The sequence below is a fragment of the Thiocapsa imhoffii genome, from assembly GCF_016583985.1.
GTDB lineage: Bacteria > Pseudomonadota > Gammaproteobacteria > Chromatiales > Chromatiaceae > Thiocapsa > Thiocapsa imhoffii.
The window spans coordinates 1-19765 of record NZ_NRSD01000035.1 but is presented as its reverse complement, the minus strand read 5'-3'; the positions used below and the strand labels follow the sequence as shown (position 1 = coordinate 19765).

Below are 19765 nucleotides of genomic sequence, written 5' to 3'. Positions count from 1 at the left end.
TGAGGCGCGCCAGTGTCTGCTCCACCGGCTCGCGCAGCGCCATCGCGCGGATGAACACCATGTTGATGTCCGAGAACGGGTGGTCGTAGCCCTCGTCGAAGGCCACGCCCGAAGACATGGTGAGCGCATCCTCGATCGGCACCTCGCCATACGCCGAGTCGACCAACGCCGGTACGTAGGTACCGATCGGGTCGCGGGTGGATGCGATTCGGCCTTCCTCCACGGCGATGCCGATCAATGCCGACACGACTGACTTCGCCATCGACCAGGAGGTGAAGGGCGAGGTCTCGTCGGCGCCCAGGTGATAGGTCTCATGGGTGATCGCGCCACGGTGAACAACGATTAACCCGGTCGTCACCGTGCGATCGAGAAAGGCCGCGAGCGCGCGCTCGGCGCCGTCGTAGCGGTAGGTGGCGGGCAAGGGGCGCGGGTCGACATCGAAGGCCCAGACGCTGCCCTCACGCGGAATCGGACGAGTTGGGAAGATCCGGTCCATGGCACGGAAGTTCTCGACCCGATGGGCCGCGGCGAACAGGGTGAATCCGGCCCAGTACGGGCTCTGCCGCAGCCAGAGGACACCGGCCAGCCCAAGCACCAGCAGGCCACCCAAGCCCCAAAGCGTGATGCGCAGCACCCATCTTGCGAGAGTCATCGGCCCACCTCCCGAGTTCTTGTTCAATGCAGAGCATCTTGCCTGCGGCGCTGGGTCCGCGCACGCTCGGCTGCCTTCGCTCACCGATTCAACCGGCGCTTCGACAGGGCCAACTTGCTGCTGCGCTTGCTCATCGCGGTCGTGCGTTGCCGTTCGCGGCCAAACACGAAACGCGGCTTGCGAAGGAATCGCTCATCAGGAATCGTCTTGACCCGTCTATAGCTTCACACCCTAAGATCTGGTGGATCGCCATGATACGGTGAGGGTGAGGACGCACACATGTTCAAGATTTCGGAGTTGGCAAAACAAGTAGGGCTTTCGCGCACGGCGCTGCTGTACTACGAGAAGCTCGGCCTGCTGCAGGGTCAGCGCCAGCAGAACGGCTATAGGGTCTACTGCGATGCGGACCGTCAGCGCTTGCTGTTATTGCAGCGACTGCAGGCTGGAGGGCTGAGCCTGAAGGAATGTCAGGCTTGCCTCGACGGCAAGATCGACCGAGATGGACTGGCCAGGCGGCTGCGGACGCTCGAGGCGGAGATCGAGACAAAAAACCGATCGCGCGCCTTGCTCACCGCGCTTCTCGGCAGGGACAGCCTGAAGGCATGGCACGAGGAGGTCGAGCGCCTGGCCCCCGACCTGCACCGAGACTGGCTGATGACACAGGGATTCACTAGCGAGGACGCCACGTGCGTCGCTCTGCTGTCGAAAGACATGAACGACCACGACAACTACATGAAGGCGTTTCTCGAGATATTCTCCGGACTGGACTATTGGGGACCCGGGTCGCCGCGGACGACTGTGCAAGCACTGGCGGTCCTGCCATTTCAACCGGAGAGGATCCTCGACATTGGATGCGGGAACGGTGTGGCGACGCTGGTTCTGGCTGCGCACACCAGCGCGCGGATCACGGCGATCGACACGGGTGAAGACGCGCTCGCGCGTCTTCACCGTCGTGCGGCGTCAGCTGGTTTCGCCGATCGCATCGATGCTTGCTGTGCGGATATGGCACACCTGCCGCTGCCGGATCAGACCTACGATGTGATCTGGGCGGAGGGCAGCGCCTACATCATCGGCGTGGAGCGTGCGCTCGAGGCCTGGCGGTCGATGCTGCGCCAAGGCGGTGTGCTGGTGTTCTCCGATATGGTCTGGCGCACCGAGCAGCCGAGCGTGGACGTGCGAGAGTTCTGGACCTCGGAATATCCCGCGATGACCACGGTGGCGCAGCGGCTGCGGCAGGCCACCCGGGGCGGCTACAGGGTCCTGGCACATTTCGACATGGGGCAGGCCGCACTGGACACCTACTACCTCCCGCTCGAGGAGAGGCTGCGCGATCTGCAAGCACGGATGAAGGGAACGCGGGTGCTCGACGACCTGCGCCGGGAGTTGCGGGCCTATCACGAAGGGGACGGACAGTTCGGTTACGAGATGTTCGTGCTGGAGCGCCGCTGACCGATTTGCTGGAGAAGAAGTCGATGAAGTTTTAGCCAGGATTCAAAATAGCTTCGGAGGCCAAAAATCTAGCCTGTTCTCGAAAGGAATTTTTGGTCGATAATCGACTTTGTCAATCGACCCCACCGGCGTCGCCCCAAACGCGGGCAATAGGTGTTTGTCGAGGCTGATCCGCACCGTCTCCTGATAGGATTGACGCCACTCAATCTGGCGCTCAGCGAACCAGATCTCGGCAAAGTCGCGAAACAGCGGCGTCGCTCGCGACGGCGCTGCGGTCGGCACCGCTGGTGTGTCGAAGCGAGCAGCCATGGCACTACTTGGAAAGTAGCGCCGATATTCAAAGGTGCCAGTGGCCATCTCCAGGTCCATCCGGTCGAGCACCTTCTGGAGCTTCTTGCGGTTGGCCGGCGTGTCGGGGAGGCTGGTGTACTCCCGGCAGCGCTCTCCACGGTAGCGAAAATCGAAGAACAGCTGCCTTGATCTCGGGTTGACACGAATAGATGACATCGGTTGTTCCTCCTCGAAGCCTGGCTCAGTTGATGCGGCAAACGCTGCCATTCGCCATTGGCACCATCGCGCCGTTCTCCCGAGACTGAGCCACCATGTCCTTTTCAATGGCATCCCAGAGGTAGAGGATCTTGCGTCCGCCGAACGGGCGGATGTAGTGGATCCCTTCCAGCAGAACCGAATCCTTGAGCCGATCGCGGATCGTACGGACGTCGTACTTGATGCGGGCTGCCAGCTCTTCGGTGGTAAGGTATTCACTCGACATCTGTATTGCTTCTGTCTAGCTGGTAGACACGCAGACAAAGATACATGCTCAGGTGTAGATGTCAAGTCTACTTGGTAGACAATTTTTCACGATCTTAGGGACTAGGAATGAGAGGTGCGAGGTGGGTCGACAGCAGATCAACGTCCGTTTGTCGGACGACCTAGTTGCGGCAATCGATGAGAGACGAATCGCGCTGCGGGACTCGGATGCGGGTATCCCGAGCCGATCGGACGTCGTACGCCTCGCATTAGAGGCGTATCTCGGAGTGAAGGTGTGCGATGGTGGTGCGCACGAGGATGGGCCCGAAGCTAGGACTCAGAAAAAAGGATAGCTTTAGACAACCGGTTAACGCTTGGGCCAAGACGGGCCACAGGCGGGCCACGGCGAAAATAGGGCTTCAGTGGGTACCTGATGCTAGGAATCAGGACCGGGGCCATCGAACAGATTTCTGGGCGGCAGTGTCGTGGCAGAGGAGAGGGACGCCAGCGACTATCGACTTGATCTAACTATTTGTATTTTCAAGTATTTGGCGCGCCCGAGAGGACTTGAACCTCTGACCCCAGCCTTCGGAGGGCTGTACTCTATCCAACTGAGCTACGGGCGCTGTGACCTATTTCTGATTTCTAGCGTCAGGACTCTTCGAGGCCTTGATACCGAGCTTTCGCGGGGTTGTCCGATCTGCACTGCGACCAGGGGGTAGGTCTCAACGCGGACATCTGAGTGACCAACGTCAATCAGGGCGGATCCTGAATCAGCTTGGCGGAAACGTCCGTTTGGCTCAGCGACGTCGACAATGCTCGGTCTGTTGACGCAATTTGCTTTAGTGGCGCATCTTACTGTGGTTTCACTCGATCGTCCATGACGATTTGGAGCGGGTGCGTTCCGGCCCAGTTGTTCCAGCGCACACGCTCGCCGAGCGAAGCGACAGGAATCGCGAACAAGTGCCGCGGATCTGGTGCGCCAGTCCATGAACGCAGGTCCGCGTGCGCCAACTCATGAAGCTGATTGCGGGCAGGAGGGCCCTATGGACAGGCACAACGATCCCGAGAATCACTGGCCAACGGGGTTCATGCTGATCCAGGGCAACCGTTTGGAGTCACTCCGTGGTCTGCTCGTCGGTTGGCTGCGTCGCCATCCGCTGGGACCGCTCGAAAACGAGGTGGTCCTGGTGCAGAGCAACGGCATTGGCCAGTGGCTGAAGCTTGCGCTCGCAGCCCCTCCGCGGGAGGATTTCGACGGCGGCTGCGGGATCGCCGCGGCGGTGGATCTGATGTTACCCGGGCGTTTCCAGTGGCGGGCCTACCGCACGGTGCTCGGCGACCTGCCCGAGCGCTCTGCCTACGATCGCGCGCCGCTGAGTTGGCGCCTCCATCGCCTCCTGGGCGATCTCGATGGGCTCGCGCAAGCCCAGAACGAAGCGACCTGGCTCGCGCCCTTGCGGGGCTTTCTTGCAACCGACGGGGATGCCCGCCGCCGCTACCAACTCGCTCAGCGCCTGGCGGATCTCTATGATCAATATCAGGTCTACCGCGCCGACTGGCTCACCGACTGGCAGCACGGTGAGGATCAGTTGCTCCGTGTGGATGGCACCCGGATCGCCGTCCCCGATGACCAGCGTTGGCAGCCCTTGCTGTGGCGGCGGATCAAACAGGATCTCGCCAGCGCGGCGATCGCGTCGAACGGGGACACTGACCAGCCTGTCGGTGCAGTGACCGAGCTGAGTCGTGCCGAGATCCACCAGCGGTTTCTCGCGCAAGCGGAATGGCGACGCACCGCACAGCGTCCACGGGGACTCCCGCGACGGGTGATCGTCTTCGGCCTCTCCTCCCTACCCCGTCAAACCATGGACGTCCTCGGGGCAATCGCCGCGGTCTCGCAGGTGATGCTCTTCGTACACAACCCTAGCCAGCACTATTGGGGGGATCTCGTCGAGGGGCGCGAGCTCTTTCGCCAGACCTATCGACGCATGGCGGCGCGGGCGGTGCCGGCCGCAGCCACCGCCGTGGTCGCTCCGGCGGATGGACGCGCACTCGCCGCGGATGACCCGTCGGCACCCACCTCCGCCCCCGCGGCATCCGACCTGCTCCACCTGCATGGTCATCCACTGCTCGCGGCCTGGGGGAAATTGGGGCGGGACTACATTCGACTCCTCGATGAGTTCGACGAGCGGGCCAGGTATGAGTCACATTTCACCGACCAGGACCTCTCGATCGATCTGTTCGAGAGCCCTGGCGAGCAGAGTCTACTCGCGCAGTTGCAAGACGATATCCTGGCCCTGCGCACGCTGGAGGAGCGGCGGGAGCGGGCGAACCGAATCGATCCCGAGCGCGACCGCAGCATCGAGTTCATGGTGGCTCATAGTCCGCAGCGCGAGGTCGAGATCCTGCATGATCAATTGCTTGCGGCCTTTGCCGAGGCCGATCAGGCCGGCCAACCGCTGCCGCCACGCGATGTCCTGGTGATGGTCCCGGACATCATGGCGTACGCCCCGCACATCGAGGCGGTCTTTGCTCGCGTCCCGCCCGGGGATCCGCGCCGCATCCCCTACCACCTCGCCGATCAGGGCCAACGCCAGCGCCAGCCCGTGCTGGTCGCGCTCGAGCAATTGCTCCACCTACCACAGGCGCGGCTCTCGGTCAGTGAGCTGCTGGATCTGCTCGAGACCGCGGCGCTGCGTGCCCGCTTCGACCTCGACGAGAGCGCCCTCCCGGTGCTGCGACGATGGATCGCGGGCACCAACATCCGCTGGGGCCTGGACGGTGCGCAGCGCGCGGGATTGGGTCTGCCGCCTGGCTTGGAGCAGAACACCTGGCAGTTTGGGCTGCAGCGCATGCTGCTTGGGTTCGCCACCGGTGACAGCGGCCCGTGGCGGGAGGTGGAGCCCTTTGCCGAGATGGGTGGCTTGGAGGCCACCCTGATTGGCCCCTTGATGCAGTTGCTGAGCGCCCTCGCCCGGACCCTGCGCGTGCTGAGCACGCCCCGCACCCCGCCGGACTGGGCCAACCTGATCGCGGAACTGCTCGATGATTTCTTCCGTGCAACTGACGATGCCGATGAACTCATCCTCGGCCAACTCCGCGACCGGCTCGAGCAATGGCTCGATGATTGCGCGCGCGGGGGGAGCGAGCTGGAGGCGTTGCCCTTGGAGGTGGTGCGCGAGTCCCTCCTGGCGGGGATCGATGAGCCCGCCCTGAGTCAGCGTTTTCTCGCCGGAGCAGTCAACTTTGCCACGCTGATCCCGATGCGCGCGATCCCCTTCCGCCAGATTTGGCTCCTGGGCATGAACGACGAGGACTACCCACGCCGTCACCGTTCAGCGGATTTCGATCTCATGGACCAGGATTATCGCCCCGGTGACCGCTCGCGTCGCGAGGACGACCGCTATCTGTTCCTCGAGGCCCTGCTCTCGGCACGCGAGAAGTTCGCCATCAGTTGGGTCGGCCGCAGCGTCCGGGACAACAGCGAGCGACCACCCTCGGTGCTCGTCGGTCAGTTGCGCGACCATCTCGCCGCGGGCTGGCAGCATGCAACCTGGCCGACGCCCTCCGACCCCACGGCCACTGACGATCGTGGCCGAGCCTTGGTCGAGGCACTCACCATCGTGCATCCACTGCAACCCTTCAGCGCGCGTTATTTCGCACCCAACCGCGCGCCGCACCTGTTTACCTATGCCCACGAGTGGCGGACGATGCATCGCCCGGACAGCGACCTGGTGGAATCACCACCGCGCTTGGACCCACCCACCATCGAGGGACCGATCGAGCTCGCCGCACTCAGTCGCTTCCTGCGCCATCCCGTGCGCCGCTTCTACACCGAACGGCTCGCGCTGTACCTCGCAGCGGAGCGCGAACCGAATCTCGACGAGGAACCCTTCACGGTCGATGCGCTCGGCGGCTGGAGCTTGCGGGACGCGGCCATCAGCACACTCGAGCAGCAGTTGGCCGCCACACCCGAGTTGGACTGGCGCGCGGCCTTGCAACGGATCAGCACGCGCCTCGGGCGCGCGGGTCACCTGCCGCTCTCCCCCTTCGATACCCCTTATCGCGAAACCTTGCGCGAGCAGTTGGAGACGCCCTTGGAGGAGTATCTCCGGGCGCTCGCCGCCTATCCCGTGCCGCTGCCCACGCGTGACATCCGACTTGAGACCAACACCTTGCGGTTGGAAGATCGTCTCAGCCGACTCCGGACGAATGGCGCGGGCCAACACCTCGTCGTGCGACTCCAGCCCAGCACGCTGATCAAGGATGATCGAGTTCGTTGGACCCAAGTGGTCTCGCACTGGCCATACCACCTGGCCGCGCAAATCGAGGGGTTCTGCACGAGTTGCCTGATCGGACCAGGCGGGACGGTTCGCCTCGAACCCCTGGAGCGCGCACAGGCCGTCGCCTTGCTCAGTGTGATCATGGACGCCTCGGTGGAAGGACTCACCGCGCTGCTGCCGTTCGCCTGTGAGACCGGATTCGCCGTCCTCGAGGCCGAAGCAGGCAACAAGAAGGCCGATCCAGCGCGCACCTACGAGGGCCAGGACAGGCGCGATGCAGCCAGCAGCCGTGCCGAGTGTGACGACCATCCGGGGTATCGACGTTTCTGGCCCAGTTATGAGCACTTGCGTGCTGATCCGCGATTCATGACCTTAATCGATCGGTTGTATCGACCGCTCTTCGAACATCTCAATTCGCCGCCCTCGCTCTGACCTAAGGACGCCCTGGAGAGTCCCAGATGCAACCGTCGCAGACCTTGAACCCCTTGACCTTTCCGTTGCGCGGCTCGCGTCTGATCGAGGCCAGCGCCGGCACCGGCAAGACCTACACACTCGCGCTGCTCTATATCCGTCTGGTGCTCGCGCATGGTGGAGCCGAGCGCGCCTTCCACCGTCCCTTGACTCCGCCCGAAATCCTCGTTGTCACCTTCACCGTGGCGGCGACCCAGGAACTGCGTGAGCGCATCCGCACGCGCTTGGTGGAGGCCGCGGCGCTGTTCGCGGAAGCGCCGGCTGAGACGGCCGATGAGCGCTCGAGCGCGGCACCAATCCAGGCGGCGAGGTGTTCATCCGATCCGCTGCTGACCTTGCGCGCGGACTATCCACCGGCAGACTGGCCCATGTGTGCGCAGCGGCTGCGTCAAGCGGCCGAGTGGATGGACGAGGCCATGATCACGACCATCCATGGGTGGTGTCAGCGGATGCTCCAGGAACACACCTTCGCCACCCGTGGACTGTTCGAGCGCGCCTTGGTCACTGACCAGAGCGACCTGATTGCGGAGATCCTGCGGGACTATTGGCGAGTGCATTGCTATCCGCTCGACGCTGATGATGCGCGCTTCTTGAGTCAGGTCATCACCTCCCCCGAGTACCTGCGTAACCGTCTTGAGGTCTGGCTCAGTCGACGCGACGCGCGCTTCTGCTTCAAAGGCGATCCACTGTCCTGCGAGAGTCTTTCCGAACCCTTGGACGCCCATCGTCGCTGGCAGACGCAGGCCACCGCCAGTGCCGACAGCGCTGCCCGCCTCACCGCCGAACAGAACCGCCTGCAGCAGGCCGCGCGGGAGCAGTGGACAGCCGATCAGGCGGCCCTGGAAAGCCTCTTGCTTGAGCTACGCCCCCATCTCAAAGGTGCCCAACACGCCAGTACCAGGGTAGAGGACTTCACCCGGCTCCTCGCCGAGATCGCGGCTTGGGCCGACGGCGCTCCGGCACCGGGCCGACTGAAGAACTTCGCCCAGGACGCCTTTGCCTTCAAGGCGAAGGCCCCAATGCAGGCGGCGCCCGCACATCCCGCCTTTGCCGCTATCGCACGGTGGCAGGCTAAACAGCTAGAACCTGCTCCGGCAGCGCCGCCGCCACCCGAGCCGTCACTGGAGGCCGCTGTGCTGGCGCATGCCGCATCCTGGGTCGCGCGCGAGTTGCCACGCCGGCTGCTCCAGCGCGCCGAGATGGGCTTCGATGAGCTGCTGCGTGACCTCGATGCCGCCCTGAACCTGTCTGATGCGAGTGCACGCGATCCCAGCGCGCGCGCCGCGGCCACTCAGCTTGCCGCGACCATCCGGCGTCAATTTCCGGTTGCCCTCATCGACGAATTCCAAGATACCGATCCCGTCCAGTTTGGTATCTTCGATGCCATCTATGCGGTCCAGGCCGATGACCAGAACACCGCGTTCGTGATGATCGGCGACCCCAAACAGGCGATCTACGGCTTCCGGGGTGCTGATCTTCAGACCTATCTGGCCGCGCGTCGCGCGACCAGCGGACGTCATGACACGCTCGCGACCAACTACCGTTCCACGCAAGCCATGGTCAGCGCCTGCAACCGCTTCTTCAATCATGCCGAGACGCATCCGCGGGGCGCCTTCCGGTTCCGCACGGAGCCGAACCCGGACCTGGAGCCGGGTTTGGAACTGGACAACCCGATTCCCTACATCGCGGTGACGGCGCATGGCCGCGACACGGACCTTATGATCGCGGGGACGCGGGCGGCGGCCATGACGCTCTGGCAGCTCGAAAGCGAGACCGGCGTGCTCTCGCCCGATGCGTATCGCCAGGAGATGGCCGCGCGCGCCGCCTCCGAGATTCGCCGTTGGCTGTCGCAAGCACGCCGCGGGACCACTGGCTTCCAGTCGCCCTCCGGCTTCACGCCACTGCGGCCCCGTGATATCGCGATTCTGGTGCGCACCGGCACCGAAGCGGCGGTGATGCGCCAAGCGCTCATGGCACGACGCATCAATAGCGTCTATCTGTCCGACCGTGACTCGGTCTTCCAGTCCGCGGAAGCACAGGATCTGATCCATTGGCTGCGTGCCTGCGCCATGCCTCAGGATGAGGATCTGGTGCGTGCGGCCTTGGGCACCAACACCCTGGGCGTCCCCTTGGAGCGACTCGCCCAGATGCAGCGCGACGAGCAGGCCTGGGAGGCACAGTTGGAATGCTTCGCCGGCTATCAGCGCATTTGGCGACAGCGCGGCGTGATCGCCATGCTCCACCAACTCCTGCACGATCAGGATCTGCCGGGGCGGCTGTTGGCACGCGCGCAGGGTGAGCGGGTGTTGACCAACCTACTGCATCTCGCCGAGTGGTTGCAGCAGGCGGCGGCGGTGCATCCGGGCGAGCAGGCCTTGATCCGCCAGCTCGCCGAACACCTCGAGGTTCAGGGTGAGGAGTTCGTGGTGCGGCTCGAGAGCGATGCCGAGCTGATCCAGGTCGTGACCATCCACAAGTCGAAGGGACTGGAATATCCCTTGGTGTTGCTCCCGTTCATCTGTGGATGGCGAGCGATCGATGGCCGTACGTCCCAGGTATCCTATCGTCCGCCGGGTGCGGGCGCGCTGAATCCGGCGGGGCGACCGACACGCTATCTGGAAATCGCGGGGCGCAAGCTCTTTGCGAGCGCCTGGGATCTGGCCGATGATGAGCGCCTGAGTGAAGAGATGCGCTTGCTCTACGTGGCCGTCACCCGCGCCCGTCATGCCGTCTGGCTCGGGATCGCACCCCTGAAAAGCGGGAACACCAGCGCACCCCAACTCCACAAGTCCGCGATCGGTCATGTGCTCACCGGGGGCGCGGAGATCCAGGACCAGCAAGCCCTCTGGGCGGCCCTGGAGGAGCTCTGTGGCGACAGCGCGGACCTGGTCATCGCCCCCGCGCCCGCGCGTACCCCCGAGTCCCTCGCGCAGACGGTACAAGCTGTCCTCGCGGACGCGCGCACGCCCTCCCATGCACCATTTCGTCCCTGGTGGATCGCCAGTTACTCTGCCCTGCGCCGTGGGGCGGTCACCGCACCCGACGGCGCGATGTCGGAGACGCGCGGAGGCGCCACCGCCGACACGGCCGCCCAGGAGACGGCGCTCGAGGAAACCCTGGCCGCGCCACTGATGCCGGCCTCATGGCGGGATCCCCAGCTCGATCCCCAGTTCGATCTCAAGCGGGATGCCGACACCTCCCTGGAGCAGGGCCAAAGCGTGGCGTCGAGCGCCCCCGCCCTCTGTTCGCTGCACGCACTGCCGCGCGGCAGCCGCTATGGCACCTTCCTGCACGGCATCCTAGAGTGGGCCGCCGTCCAACAACACCAGGATGACCAGGGCCGGCTTCAGCAGGGTTTCGCTGCCACCGCGGCCTCGGCATCCCTGCGCCGCGCGATGCTCACCCAGCGCTGCGCACTGCGGGGGCTCAGCGACTGGGTCGAACCACTCGGGTGCTGGCTCGGCGAGCTCCTGGAACGCCGCTGGCTCCTCCCCGCGCCAGCCGATGTGCCTGCCGCGACACCGAGCTTGGCCTTGCGGGATCTGCAACCCGAACAGATCCAAGTCGAGATGGAGTTCTGGATCGAGGCCCACGCACTCGAGACCCGCCGACTCGACCGGCTCGTCCAGCGCCATTGTCTGGCGGGCGCGCCGCGCCCGGATCTGCGCTCCGATCAGATCAACGGTCTGTTGAAGGGCTTCATCGACCTGGTGTTCGAGCATGATGGGCGCTACTACGTGCTCGACTGGAAATCCAATTGGCTCGGTCCCGACGATCAGGCCTACACGCCCGCGGCCATGCGCGCGACCATCCTGCATCACCGCTACGATTTACAATACGCCCTCTATCTGCTCGCCCTGCATCGACAATTGCGTGCGCGCCTGCCGGGATACGACTACGACCGCCATGTCGGTGGGGCCCTCTATGTCTTCCTGCGCGGCGGTGCGGCAGCAAGCCAAGGCCTCTTCGCCGATCGTCCCTCACGCGCGCTGATCGAGGCACTCGATCAGTTGTTCGCGGGCGCGCGTGCCCACTCGGAGGCCATCTGATGCCGCAGACCAGCCCCGGATCCCTGTTCATGCCCTTGTCGTCGCTCCCCCCGGAGGCTCCGGTCAGGACAGTGCTGACCCTGCTCGAGCGCTGGGTCAACGCCGGCGCCCTGCGCCCGCTCGATCTCGCCCTAGCCCGCTTCATCGCTGATCAAGGCGCTGAAATCGATCCCCTCGTGCTGCTCGCGGTCGCCCTCGTCAGCGAACGCAACGGTCACGGTCATGTCTGCCTGGATCTGCGGGGTGTCCTGGAGGAACCCCACACACGCTTGGGTCATGCCCGCGACGATCAGAGACTCACCACCTGGGTACAGGAAGAACTCACCAGGATGCTGAGTGGGCTGCGTCTGGAGGACTGGGTGAGCCGACTCGCGGCGAGTTCGGCGGTCTCGGACCAACTCGGACGCAACGACGATGACGGGGTGTCACCACTGGTCTTGGCCGGCTTCCCGGAACGTCCACTCCTGTATCTACGTCGCTATTGGCAGGACGAGAATCGCATCCGAGCCGGTCTCGCGCTGCGACTCGAACGCACCCTAAGCGTTGACGAGACCGCCCTGCGCGCCCAGCTCGAACGTCTCTTCCCAGCGCCAGCGGCGGGGACCACAGACGCACCAAACTGGCAGCGCATCGCCTGTGCCCTGGCCGCACGCAGCGCCTTCTTCATCATCACGGGGGGGCCGGGGACCGGGAAGACCACCACCGTGGTGCGACTGCTGGCCTTGCTGCAGGCCCTCGCGATGGACCGGGGGGGCACAGCGCTGCGCATCGCGCTGGCGGCACCAACCGGCAAGGCGGCAGCACGGCTGAATGAGTCCATGACCGAGCAGGTTCAGGAGATCGGCGCGGCGCTCGGCCTCACCGGGCGGATCCCAACGCAGGTCAAGACCTTGCACCGCTTGCTCGGTACCATCCCGAACAGTCGCCGCTTCCGTCATCATCTCGCCAATCCGCTCGCCGCCGACATCCTGGTCGTCGACGAGGCGTCCATGGTCGATATCGACATGATGGCCCGCCTGCTCGAGGCGCTGCACCCCGAGGCACGCTTGATCTTGCTCGGTGATAAGGATCAGCTCAGTTCGGTGGAGGCCGGAGCGGTCCTTGGAGATCTATGCCAACGCGCCGCGCGGGCACACTATCGGCCCGCGCTGGCACAATGGCTAGAACGGGCCAGTGGCGAGCGCATCCCGAGCGCTCTGATCGATGACGCGGGCCGTGCACTCGATCAGTCGATCGTGATGTTGCGCAAGAGCTATCGCTTCAGCCAGGACGGCGGCATTGGCGCGCTCGCGGCCTCGGTGAACGATGCGACGCCCACCATCGATTCCGCTCAACGACTTACCACCGTACAGCGACTCTTCGCACGCGATCAAGCGGCACCGGATCAGCGGCTCGGCACCATTCGCGCGATCCGGCTGGTGAGTGCGGATGATGCGCGCTTCGCCCAGCTGATCCACGCCGCCTATGACGCGCCCGAGAGCATCTTGCGGTTGATGCGCGATCAGGCCCCGCGAGCCGACGCGGATCAAGCCCAGGTCGATGACTGGGCCAGACGCATTCTCAAGGCCCAGCAGGCCTTTCAACTCTTGACTCCACTGCGCCAGGGACCCTGGGGCGTGGAGGGACTGAATGCACGCATCATCACCTGGTTACAAGGCGCGGGGCTGCTCGACCCGCCGCCACTCGCACCACCCGGTCTGGCTGCTGCAACGCGGACCTGGTTCGCCGGTCGTCCGGTCCTGGTAACGCGCAATGATTATGGTCTGAATCTGATGAATGGGGACATGGGTATCACCCTCGCGCGTGCCGGCGCGGATGCTGGCGCGCAACCGCTGCTGCGTGTGGCCTTTCCAAGCACGGCCGGCGGCGTCCGTTGGATCCGCCCGAGTCGACTGCAGCACGTCGAGACCGTCTTCGCCCTCACCGTGCACAAGTCTCAAGGCTCTGAATTCACGCACACGGCCTTGATCCTCCCGGACCAACCGAATCCGGTGCTCACGCGCGAACTGCTCTACACCGCCATCACCCGGGCCAAGTCGGCGTTCACCCTACTGTATCCAGACGAGGCCGTCCTCGCGGAGGCCCTCTCACGACAGGTGCAACGGGTGAGCGGTCTGCACGAACTCACGCGCGCCTGATCAGTTTTCGACCAGCCCCCTGAATCCCAAACGCTGTCACGGGCTTGGCGGCTCCTCGCACAGCTTCTCCACAGCACCAACCACAGTGATTGTGCACAAAGGGGACGACCGGGGCGATCGTCCCCCGCCACTCGACAGCCGGGGGGTGCAAAAGTTTTGCAGCGATCTTTTGCGCCGCAGCATAATGACCGGGATCTGACGCCCGCTTCCGGGCATGCCGAGCGCATCGGGCAACCGAAACCGCTGCACCACACCCATCGGAGACACTGATGTCGGACTCATTCGATCAAAGCGCGCTGGATTATCACCGCTACCCCAAGCCGGGAAAATTGGAGATCAAGGCCACCAAGCCGATGGGCAATCAGCGCGACCTGGCGCTGGCCTACTCCCCTGGCGTCGCAGCGGCCTGTCGCGAGATCGAACGCGATCCACTCACCGCCTCGCTCTATACCGCGCGCAGCAATCTGGTCGCGGTCATCACCAATGGCACAGCGGTCCTCGGGCTGGGGGCGATCGGCGGGCTCGCCTCGAAACCGGTGATGGAAGGCAAGGCGGTTCTCTTCAAACAATTCGCCGACATCGACGTCTTCGATATCGAGATCGAGGAGCGCGATCCCGAGCGTTTCATCGAGACCGTCGCCCGTCTCGAGCCCAGTTTCGGCGGCATTAATCTCGAGGACATCAAGGCCCCGGATTGCTTCATCATCGAGCGCGCGCTCAAGGAGCGCATGAGCATCCCGGTCTTCCACGACGATCAGCACGGCACGGCGATCGTGGTGTCCGCGGCCATCTTCAATGGTCTCAGGGTCATCGGCAAGGATCTGAGCAAGGTCCGGCTGGTCACGGCGGGAGCGGGCGCCGCGGCGCTGGCCTGCGTCGATCTGTTGGTCAGCATGGGGCTTGCGAAGGAGCATGTGACCTTAACCGACATCGCCGGTGTCGTGTATCGCGGTCGCGCCGAGGAGATGGATCCCTACAAGGAGCGCTACGCCATCGAGACCGAGGCCCGCACGCTCGCCGAGGCAATCGAGGGCGCCGACATCTTTCTGGGACTCTCGGCGGCAGGGATCTTGAAACCCGAATGGCTGGCGAAGATGGCGGATGCGCCGATCATCATGGCGCTGGCGAACCCGGTTCCCGAGATCATGCCCGATCTTGCACGGGCGGCCAGACCAGACGCGATCATCGCCACGGGACGCTCTGATTTTCCCAATCAGGTGAATAACGTCCTCTGTTTTCCGTTCATTTTCCGAGGGGCGCTCGACTGTGGCGCCACCGAGATCAACGAAGCCATGAAGATCGCCTGTGTGCGGGCAATCGCCGATCTCGCCATGGCCGAACCCTCGGATATCGTGCGCGCCGCCTATGGCGGCGACCAGTTGTGTTTCGGCCCAGAGTATCTGATTCCCAAGCCGTTCGACCGCCGCTTAATGGAGCATCTCGCGCCCGCCGTCGCGCAAGCCGCCATGGAGAGCGGCGTCGCCACGCGACCGATCGCGGACCTCGAGGCCTATCGCAATGCCATGCATCTGCGCGCCTATCGCACCGGCATGACCATGAAGCCGGTGTTCGATCAGGCGCGCGCGGCACCCAAGCGCGTGGTCTATGCCGAGGGCGAGGAGGAGCGCGTACTGCAAGTCGCGCAGCAGGCCGTGCTAGAAGGCATCGCGCGTCCGATGCTGATCGGTCGCCCCGAGGTGATTGGACATCGGATTCAGGAACTCGGACTCAGTATCCGCCCGGACCGCGACTTCGATCTGATCGTTCCTTGCGAAAATGCCAACTTCGAGGCCCATTGGACGACCTTCTATGAACGGGTGAAGCGGCACGGCTACGCCCCCGATGAGGCGCGCGAATACATCCGCAATGACCCCACCGTTCTGGCCGCGAGCATGGTCCGCTGTGGTGATGCGGACGCCATGATCTGCGGTGTGGTCGGTCGTTACGCCCGCCATCTCAAGCATGTGGAGGAGGTGATCGGAACGGCATCCGGGATACGCCACCTCACGGCCATGAACGCGATCGTGCTTCCGGCCGGCCCATTGTTCATTGCCGATACCTATGTGCAGGCGGAACCGAGCGCCGAGGACCTCGTCGAGATCACCTCCCTGTGTGCCGCTGAGGTCCAGCGTTTCGGACTGCGCCCCAAGGTCGCGCTGCTCTCACACTCAAACTTCGGGAGCCATGACTCACCCTCCGCGCGCAAGATGCAGGAGGCGATGCAGATCTTGCGACGGATCGCCCCCAATCTCGAAATCGAGGGTGAGATGCATGCCAACCTTGCGCTGAATGCCGCGGTGCGGGAGGCGCGCTTTCCGGACTCGAAGCTGACCGGGCGCGCCAACCTCCTGATCATGCCCAATCAGGATGCCGCGAACATCGCTTTCAACCTACTGCGCACCGTCAATGAAGGAGGGACCTTTGGACCCATGCTGCTCGGGACCGACTATGCGGTCCACATCGTCACCCCGAGTACGTCGGTGCGAGGTCTGCTCAACATGACCGCCCTCGCGGCGGTTCAGGCGGAATAACGGACGGCGTGGTGGGCGCGTCACGGCGATCACGCGCACCACCACGATGGTCCTGCTCGCACCCTGAGGATCGCGGTGCAACGCGCCGCGAACCAGGTACCGTCAGGCTGCGCTCGACCGACGAGCCATGAATTTCTGCCACAGGAGCATGCCGGCCACGGTGAACACGGCAACGACGGACATGAGGAGGGCGGCGTCATCGAGAAACGCAATCACGATGCCGCTCGCGACCAGGAAGACACCGATCACCGACATCCGAGGGTTGCCATGAACCCCTGACAAGAAGGCCGTCAACCCCAGCAAAAAGATGATCTCGATCCCCGTCAATTCCGCGTTCAGGACATCTTTCAACTGTTCCAGGTAGAGGATTTGAACGACCACGAACAGGGCCCCCCAATGCAGCAGAGTCCGGATCAAAAAGGCACTGCGCGCCTTCGCATCCTCGGCGACACCACTCCAACCGATCACCAGCGCAAAGAACGCGAAGATCGGGATCAGAATCTCCCAGTATAGGAGCGCGAACTCCATTCGCATGTCGGTGAACGCAATCCCCATGATGACTGCGATGAAGATCAGCAGGTAGGGTGAGTCCATGAGCAACGTCCGGAAGAGACGGCTGCGCAGGCTTTTATCGGGTTGAGTCAAACTCGGTTGGTTGCTGTTCATCACCTTTTAGATCTCCTCCTGGTTAGCGTAATGGACCGGCGGTCATATGAAGGGTACTCGGATTCATGATACGCAATCCGTTCGGTATTGGGTCGAATCGCGCGAGCGAATCGGCCCCCTACCACGCACGACGCGCGCAACCCGGCTGATCCCGGGCACATCTTAGACGGAAGGGTCCCTAAGGTTCGAGACACCTTTATCCGCACAACCGACATGGTAGTACGTCTGACGCGCGCCGTCAGGGACAATCTCCGGGCGCGGTCCGAGCAAACACCGACATGCGCGGGAGAACCCCGGGCCGTTGCGCGCGCCGCGAACTTGAGGCAACGCCAGGCGATCGTTATCCTCAATCCCTCTCGGCCCTGCGCGCGTCACCGGGCAGCCAGCCACTTGCCCCACCGATTGATCAGGCCACATCCCTTATGAATTCAAACGATCCAGGCAAAACCCGAGGTTGGGCCGAGACCACGCGGGAACTGGCCAATCCGAAAGTCCTCACAATGCTTTTTCTCGGTTTCTCGGCCGGGATTCCGCTGCTGCTGATCTTTTCCTCCCTGTCACTCTGGTTGCGTGAAGCCGGGATCGAGCGCCAGGCCGTCACCTTCTTCAGTTGGGCCGCGCTCGGATATTCCTTCAAGTTCGTTTGGGCGCCCCTGATCGACAAGTTACCGCTTCCGTACTTGACGCGGTGGCTCGGCCGTCGGCGCGCTTGGCTCTTGGTCTCGCAACTCGCCATCATCGGCGCCATCGCCGCCATGGCGCTGGTCGATCCGGCGCACGGATCGGGGCATCTGACCCGCATGGCGATCGCCGCGGTGCTCCTAGGGTTCTCCTCGGCAACACAGGATATCGTGATCGACGCCTTCCGAATCGAGTCAGCGGCACCCCGTCTGCAGGGCCTGATGTCCTCGACTTACATCGCCGGCTACCGCATCGGCATGGTCGTCGCCGGTGCCGGCGCACTCTATCTCGCCGCATTCTTTGGCTCCGAGGCCGGGCAATACAGTTTCGAGGCGTGGCAACGGACCTACTTGATCATGGCCTCCACCATGCTGGTGGGGGTGGTGACCACCTTCTTGATTAGCGAGCCGGTCACTCAACGCCACGACAAGCACGTGTATGGAGCGGGCGACTATTTGCGCCTGGTCGCTGTCTTTGTGGTGTCCGCCAGTGCCTTCGCAGGCGGATTCTTTGTCTCCAGCGAGACCTTCCATGCGCTCAAGGCGTGGGCGGGCGGCGGCCCTTTCACCGGATTTCTTTTGGAGACGCTGCACTTTGCACTCGCCGTCGCGGCCGCGGTCGTGACCGGCTGGCTCTTGGTTGCCGCCGGCGCGGTGAACGCCGTGATGGCCCGCGAGACCTGGATCGAACCGGCCCTGGACTTCTTCGACCGTTATGGCTTGAAGACGGCGCTGTTGATCCTCGCCTTGATCGGGCTGTATCGGATTTCCGACATCGTGCTGGGCGTCATCTCCAACGTCTTCTATCAGGATATCGGCTTTTCCAAGCCCCAGATCGCGACCGCCGTGAAGACGTTCGGCGTCATCATCAGCATTCTCGGCGGCATCATCGGTGGGTTGATGGCGACCCGTTACGGGGTGATGCGGATTCTCATGCTCGGCGCCATTCTGGCCGCCGCGACCAATCTGATCTTCGTCGTCCTCGCCATGGTCGGACCCGATCTGACCTGGCTGTACATTGCGGTCGCCGCCGACAATCTGGCCGCCGGCCTGGCCAGTGCCGCCTTCATTGCCTTTCTCTCAAGCCTGACCAGCGTCTCCTTCACCGCGGTCCAATACGCGATTTTCAGTTCGCTCATGACCCTCTTGCCCAAGGTGCTCGGTGGCTACTCAGGCTCGATCGTCGATAGCATCGGCTATCCTGGATTCTTCGTGTTCACGGCACTCATCGGAGTGCCCGTTGTGCTGCTCGTCTGGCTGGCCGGGCGCAGTCTGACGATCGAGGATCGCGTCCAACCGGCCGTGGCCACCGCATAGGACTCAGCACAGGTCACCAACACCGACACTCTGTTCGCCAGACAGCTGACGAGGACGCATCGGAGGCGCGCACCGAGACCGACCATCCTCTTGGGAGGACCGAGGCCATGTCACACCTGAACAGACAGCCGTCGCGGCGGCCGGCTTGGCAACCGGCGCTCACCGCCCTAGCACTCGCCTTCTTGCTCAGCCACTGCGCACCGACTCCCACGCGACCCGCGATCGTGTCAGACCCGGCGGGACCCGGCGTGCCCATGACGAACGCCCCTCCCGCAGACGTCGCGGCGGCCATCTCGCCGCAACAACGCGCGCTCAAGATCCATCTCGAGAGCCAAGAATTCGTCTATACGGAGAACGATCAAATCGTCCGTACCGGGCCCATTTCATCGGGCAAGGAGGGCCACGCGACCCCGCGAGGGGAGTTTTCCGTGCTCAGCAAACAGCAAGACAAGGTGTCCTACCGCTACACCAATCAACTGGGATGGAACGCCTGGATGCCTTACTCGATCCAGTTCTCCGGTCACTATTTCCTCCACGAGGGGTGGCTGCCCGGCTATCCGGATTCGCATGGTTGTGTGCGGGTCGGGGAACGGGATGCGCGTTTCCTGTTTGAGCGTCTGCAACTCGGAGATGCCATCTCGGTGGTCGATTAAGAGGCTGTATAGGAACTAAATTATTGATTTAATGTCATAAAATTCCGATAGCATGGGCAATCATAATGCGAATGCCACTTTTGACTTCGGAGAATTGAACATGACCAAAGAAAATTCTCATACGCC

12 protein-coding genes and 1 tRNA gene are annotated in these 19765 nt (G+C 63.6%); 8 read left to right on the top strand and 5 right to left on the bottom strand.

Features of this window, described 5'->3' with window-relative positions; all coding sequences use genetic code 11:
• Positions 1–652 (bottom strand): serine hydrolase (locus CKO25_RS19400; protein ID WP_200389607.1); only part of this gene is annotated, 652 nt, incomplete at its 3' end.
• A 279-nt stretch (positions 653–931) separates the two neighbouring features.
• On the opposite strand from CKO25_RS19400, the gene CKO25_RS19395 reads away from it, so the two are divergent.
• The gene (locus CKO25_RS19395; RefSeq protein WP_200389606.1) at positions 932–2101 is read left to right on the top strand and encodes a MerR family transcriptional regulator; all 1170 of its coding nucleotides are present in this window, start codon (positions 932–934) and stop codon (positions 2099–2101) included.
• A 42-nt stretch (positions 2102–2143) separates the two neighbouring features.
• Here CKO25_RS19395 and CKO25_RS19390 read toward each other — a convergent pair whose 3' ends face one another.
• Entirely contained in the window at positions 2144–2659 is a 516-nt protein-coding gene (locus tag CKO25_RS19390) for an Arm DNA-binding domain-containing protein (RefSeq protein WP_200389605.1), read from the bottom strand.
• Entirely contained in the window at positions 2634–2873 is a 240-nt protein-coding gene (locus CKO25_RS19385; RefSeq protein ID WP_200389604.1) for a hypothetical protein, read from the bottom strand. Before CKO25_RS19385 ends, CKO25_RS19390 begins: the two co-directional genes overlap by 26 nt.
• A 58-nt stretch (positions 2874–2931) precedes the next feature.
• Between CKO25_RS19385 and CKO25_RS19380 the strand changes: the two genes are divergently transcribed.
• Positions 2932–3204, top strand: a complete 273-nt coding sequence (locus tag CKO25_RS19380) for a ribbon-helix-helix domain-containing protein (RefSeq protein ID WP_200389603.1) — start codon at positions 2932–2934, stop codon at positions 3202–3204.
• A 196-nt stretch (positions 3205–3400) separates the two neighbouring features.
• Here the strand turns inward: CKO25_RS19380 and CKO25_RS19375 are convergent.
• Positions 3401–3477: transfer RNA gene (locus CKO25_RS19375), tRNA-Arg, on the bottom strand.
• Between the two features lie 420 nt (positions 3478–3897).
• Between CKO25_RS19375 and recC the strand changes: the two genes are divergently transcribed.
• From recC to CKO25_RS19355, 4 genes are all read left to right on the top strand, one after another.
• Entirely contained in the window at positions 3898–7566 is a 3669-nt protein-coding gene (gene recC / locus CKO25_RS19370) for an exodeoxyribonuclease V subunit gamma (RefSeq protein ID WP_200389602.1), read from the top strand.
• A 26-nt stretch (positions 7567–7592) separates the two neighbouring features.
• Positions 7593–11654 carry an exodeoxyribonuclease V subunit beta gene (gene recB, locus CKO25_RS19365; protein ID WP_200389601.1) on the top strand — a complete coding sequence of 1354 codons (4062 nt, stop codon included), beginning with the start codon at positions 7593–7595 and terminating at the stop codon, positions 11652–11654.
• Positions 11654–13792, top strand: coding sequence for an exodeoxyribonuclease V subunit alpha (gene recD, locus CKO25_RS19360; RefSeq protein WP_242467761.1), 2139 nt, complete (start codon positions 11654–11656; stop codon positions 13790–13792). Before recB ends, recD begins: the two co-directional genes overlap by 1 nt.
• A 269-nt stretch (positions 13793–14061) precedes the next feature.
• Complete coding sequence (locus CKO25_RS19355; protein ID WP_200389600.1) at positions 14062–16323, top strand: NADP-dependent malic enzyme; 2262 nt, start codon at positions 14062–14064, stop codon at positions 16321–16323.
• A 102-nt stretch (positions 16324–16425) separates the two neighbouring features.
• On the opposite strand, the gene CKO25_RS19350 is transcribed toward CKO25_RS19355, so the two are convergent.
• On the bottom strand, positions 16426–16989 hold the full coding sequence (locus tag CKO25_RS19350) for a hypothetical protein (protein ID WP_207162393.1): 564 nt from the start codon (positions 16987–16989) through the stop codon (positions 16426–16428).
• A 422-nt stretch (positions 16990–17411) separates the two neighbouring features.
• Here CKO25_RS19350 and CKO25_RS19345 point away from each other — a divergent pair, with 422 nt between their 5' ends.
• Both CKO25_RS19345 and CKO25_RS19340 read left to right on the top strand, forming a co-directional pair.
• Complete coding sequence (locus CKO25_RS19345; RefSeq protein ID WP_200389598.1) at positions 17412–18986, top strand: AmpG family muropeptide MFS transporter; 1575 nt, start codon at positions 17412–17414, stop codon at positions 18984–18986.
• A gap of 107 nt (positions 18987–19093) precedes the next feature.
• A complete protein-coding gene (locus CKO25_RS19340) occupies positions 19094–19639 on the top strand; it encodes a L,D-transpeptidase (protein ID WP_200389597.1) in 546 nt (181 codons plus the stop codon).
• Positions 19640–19765 lie beyond the last annotated feature (126 nt).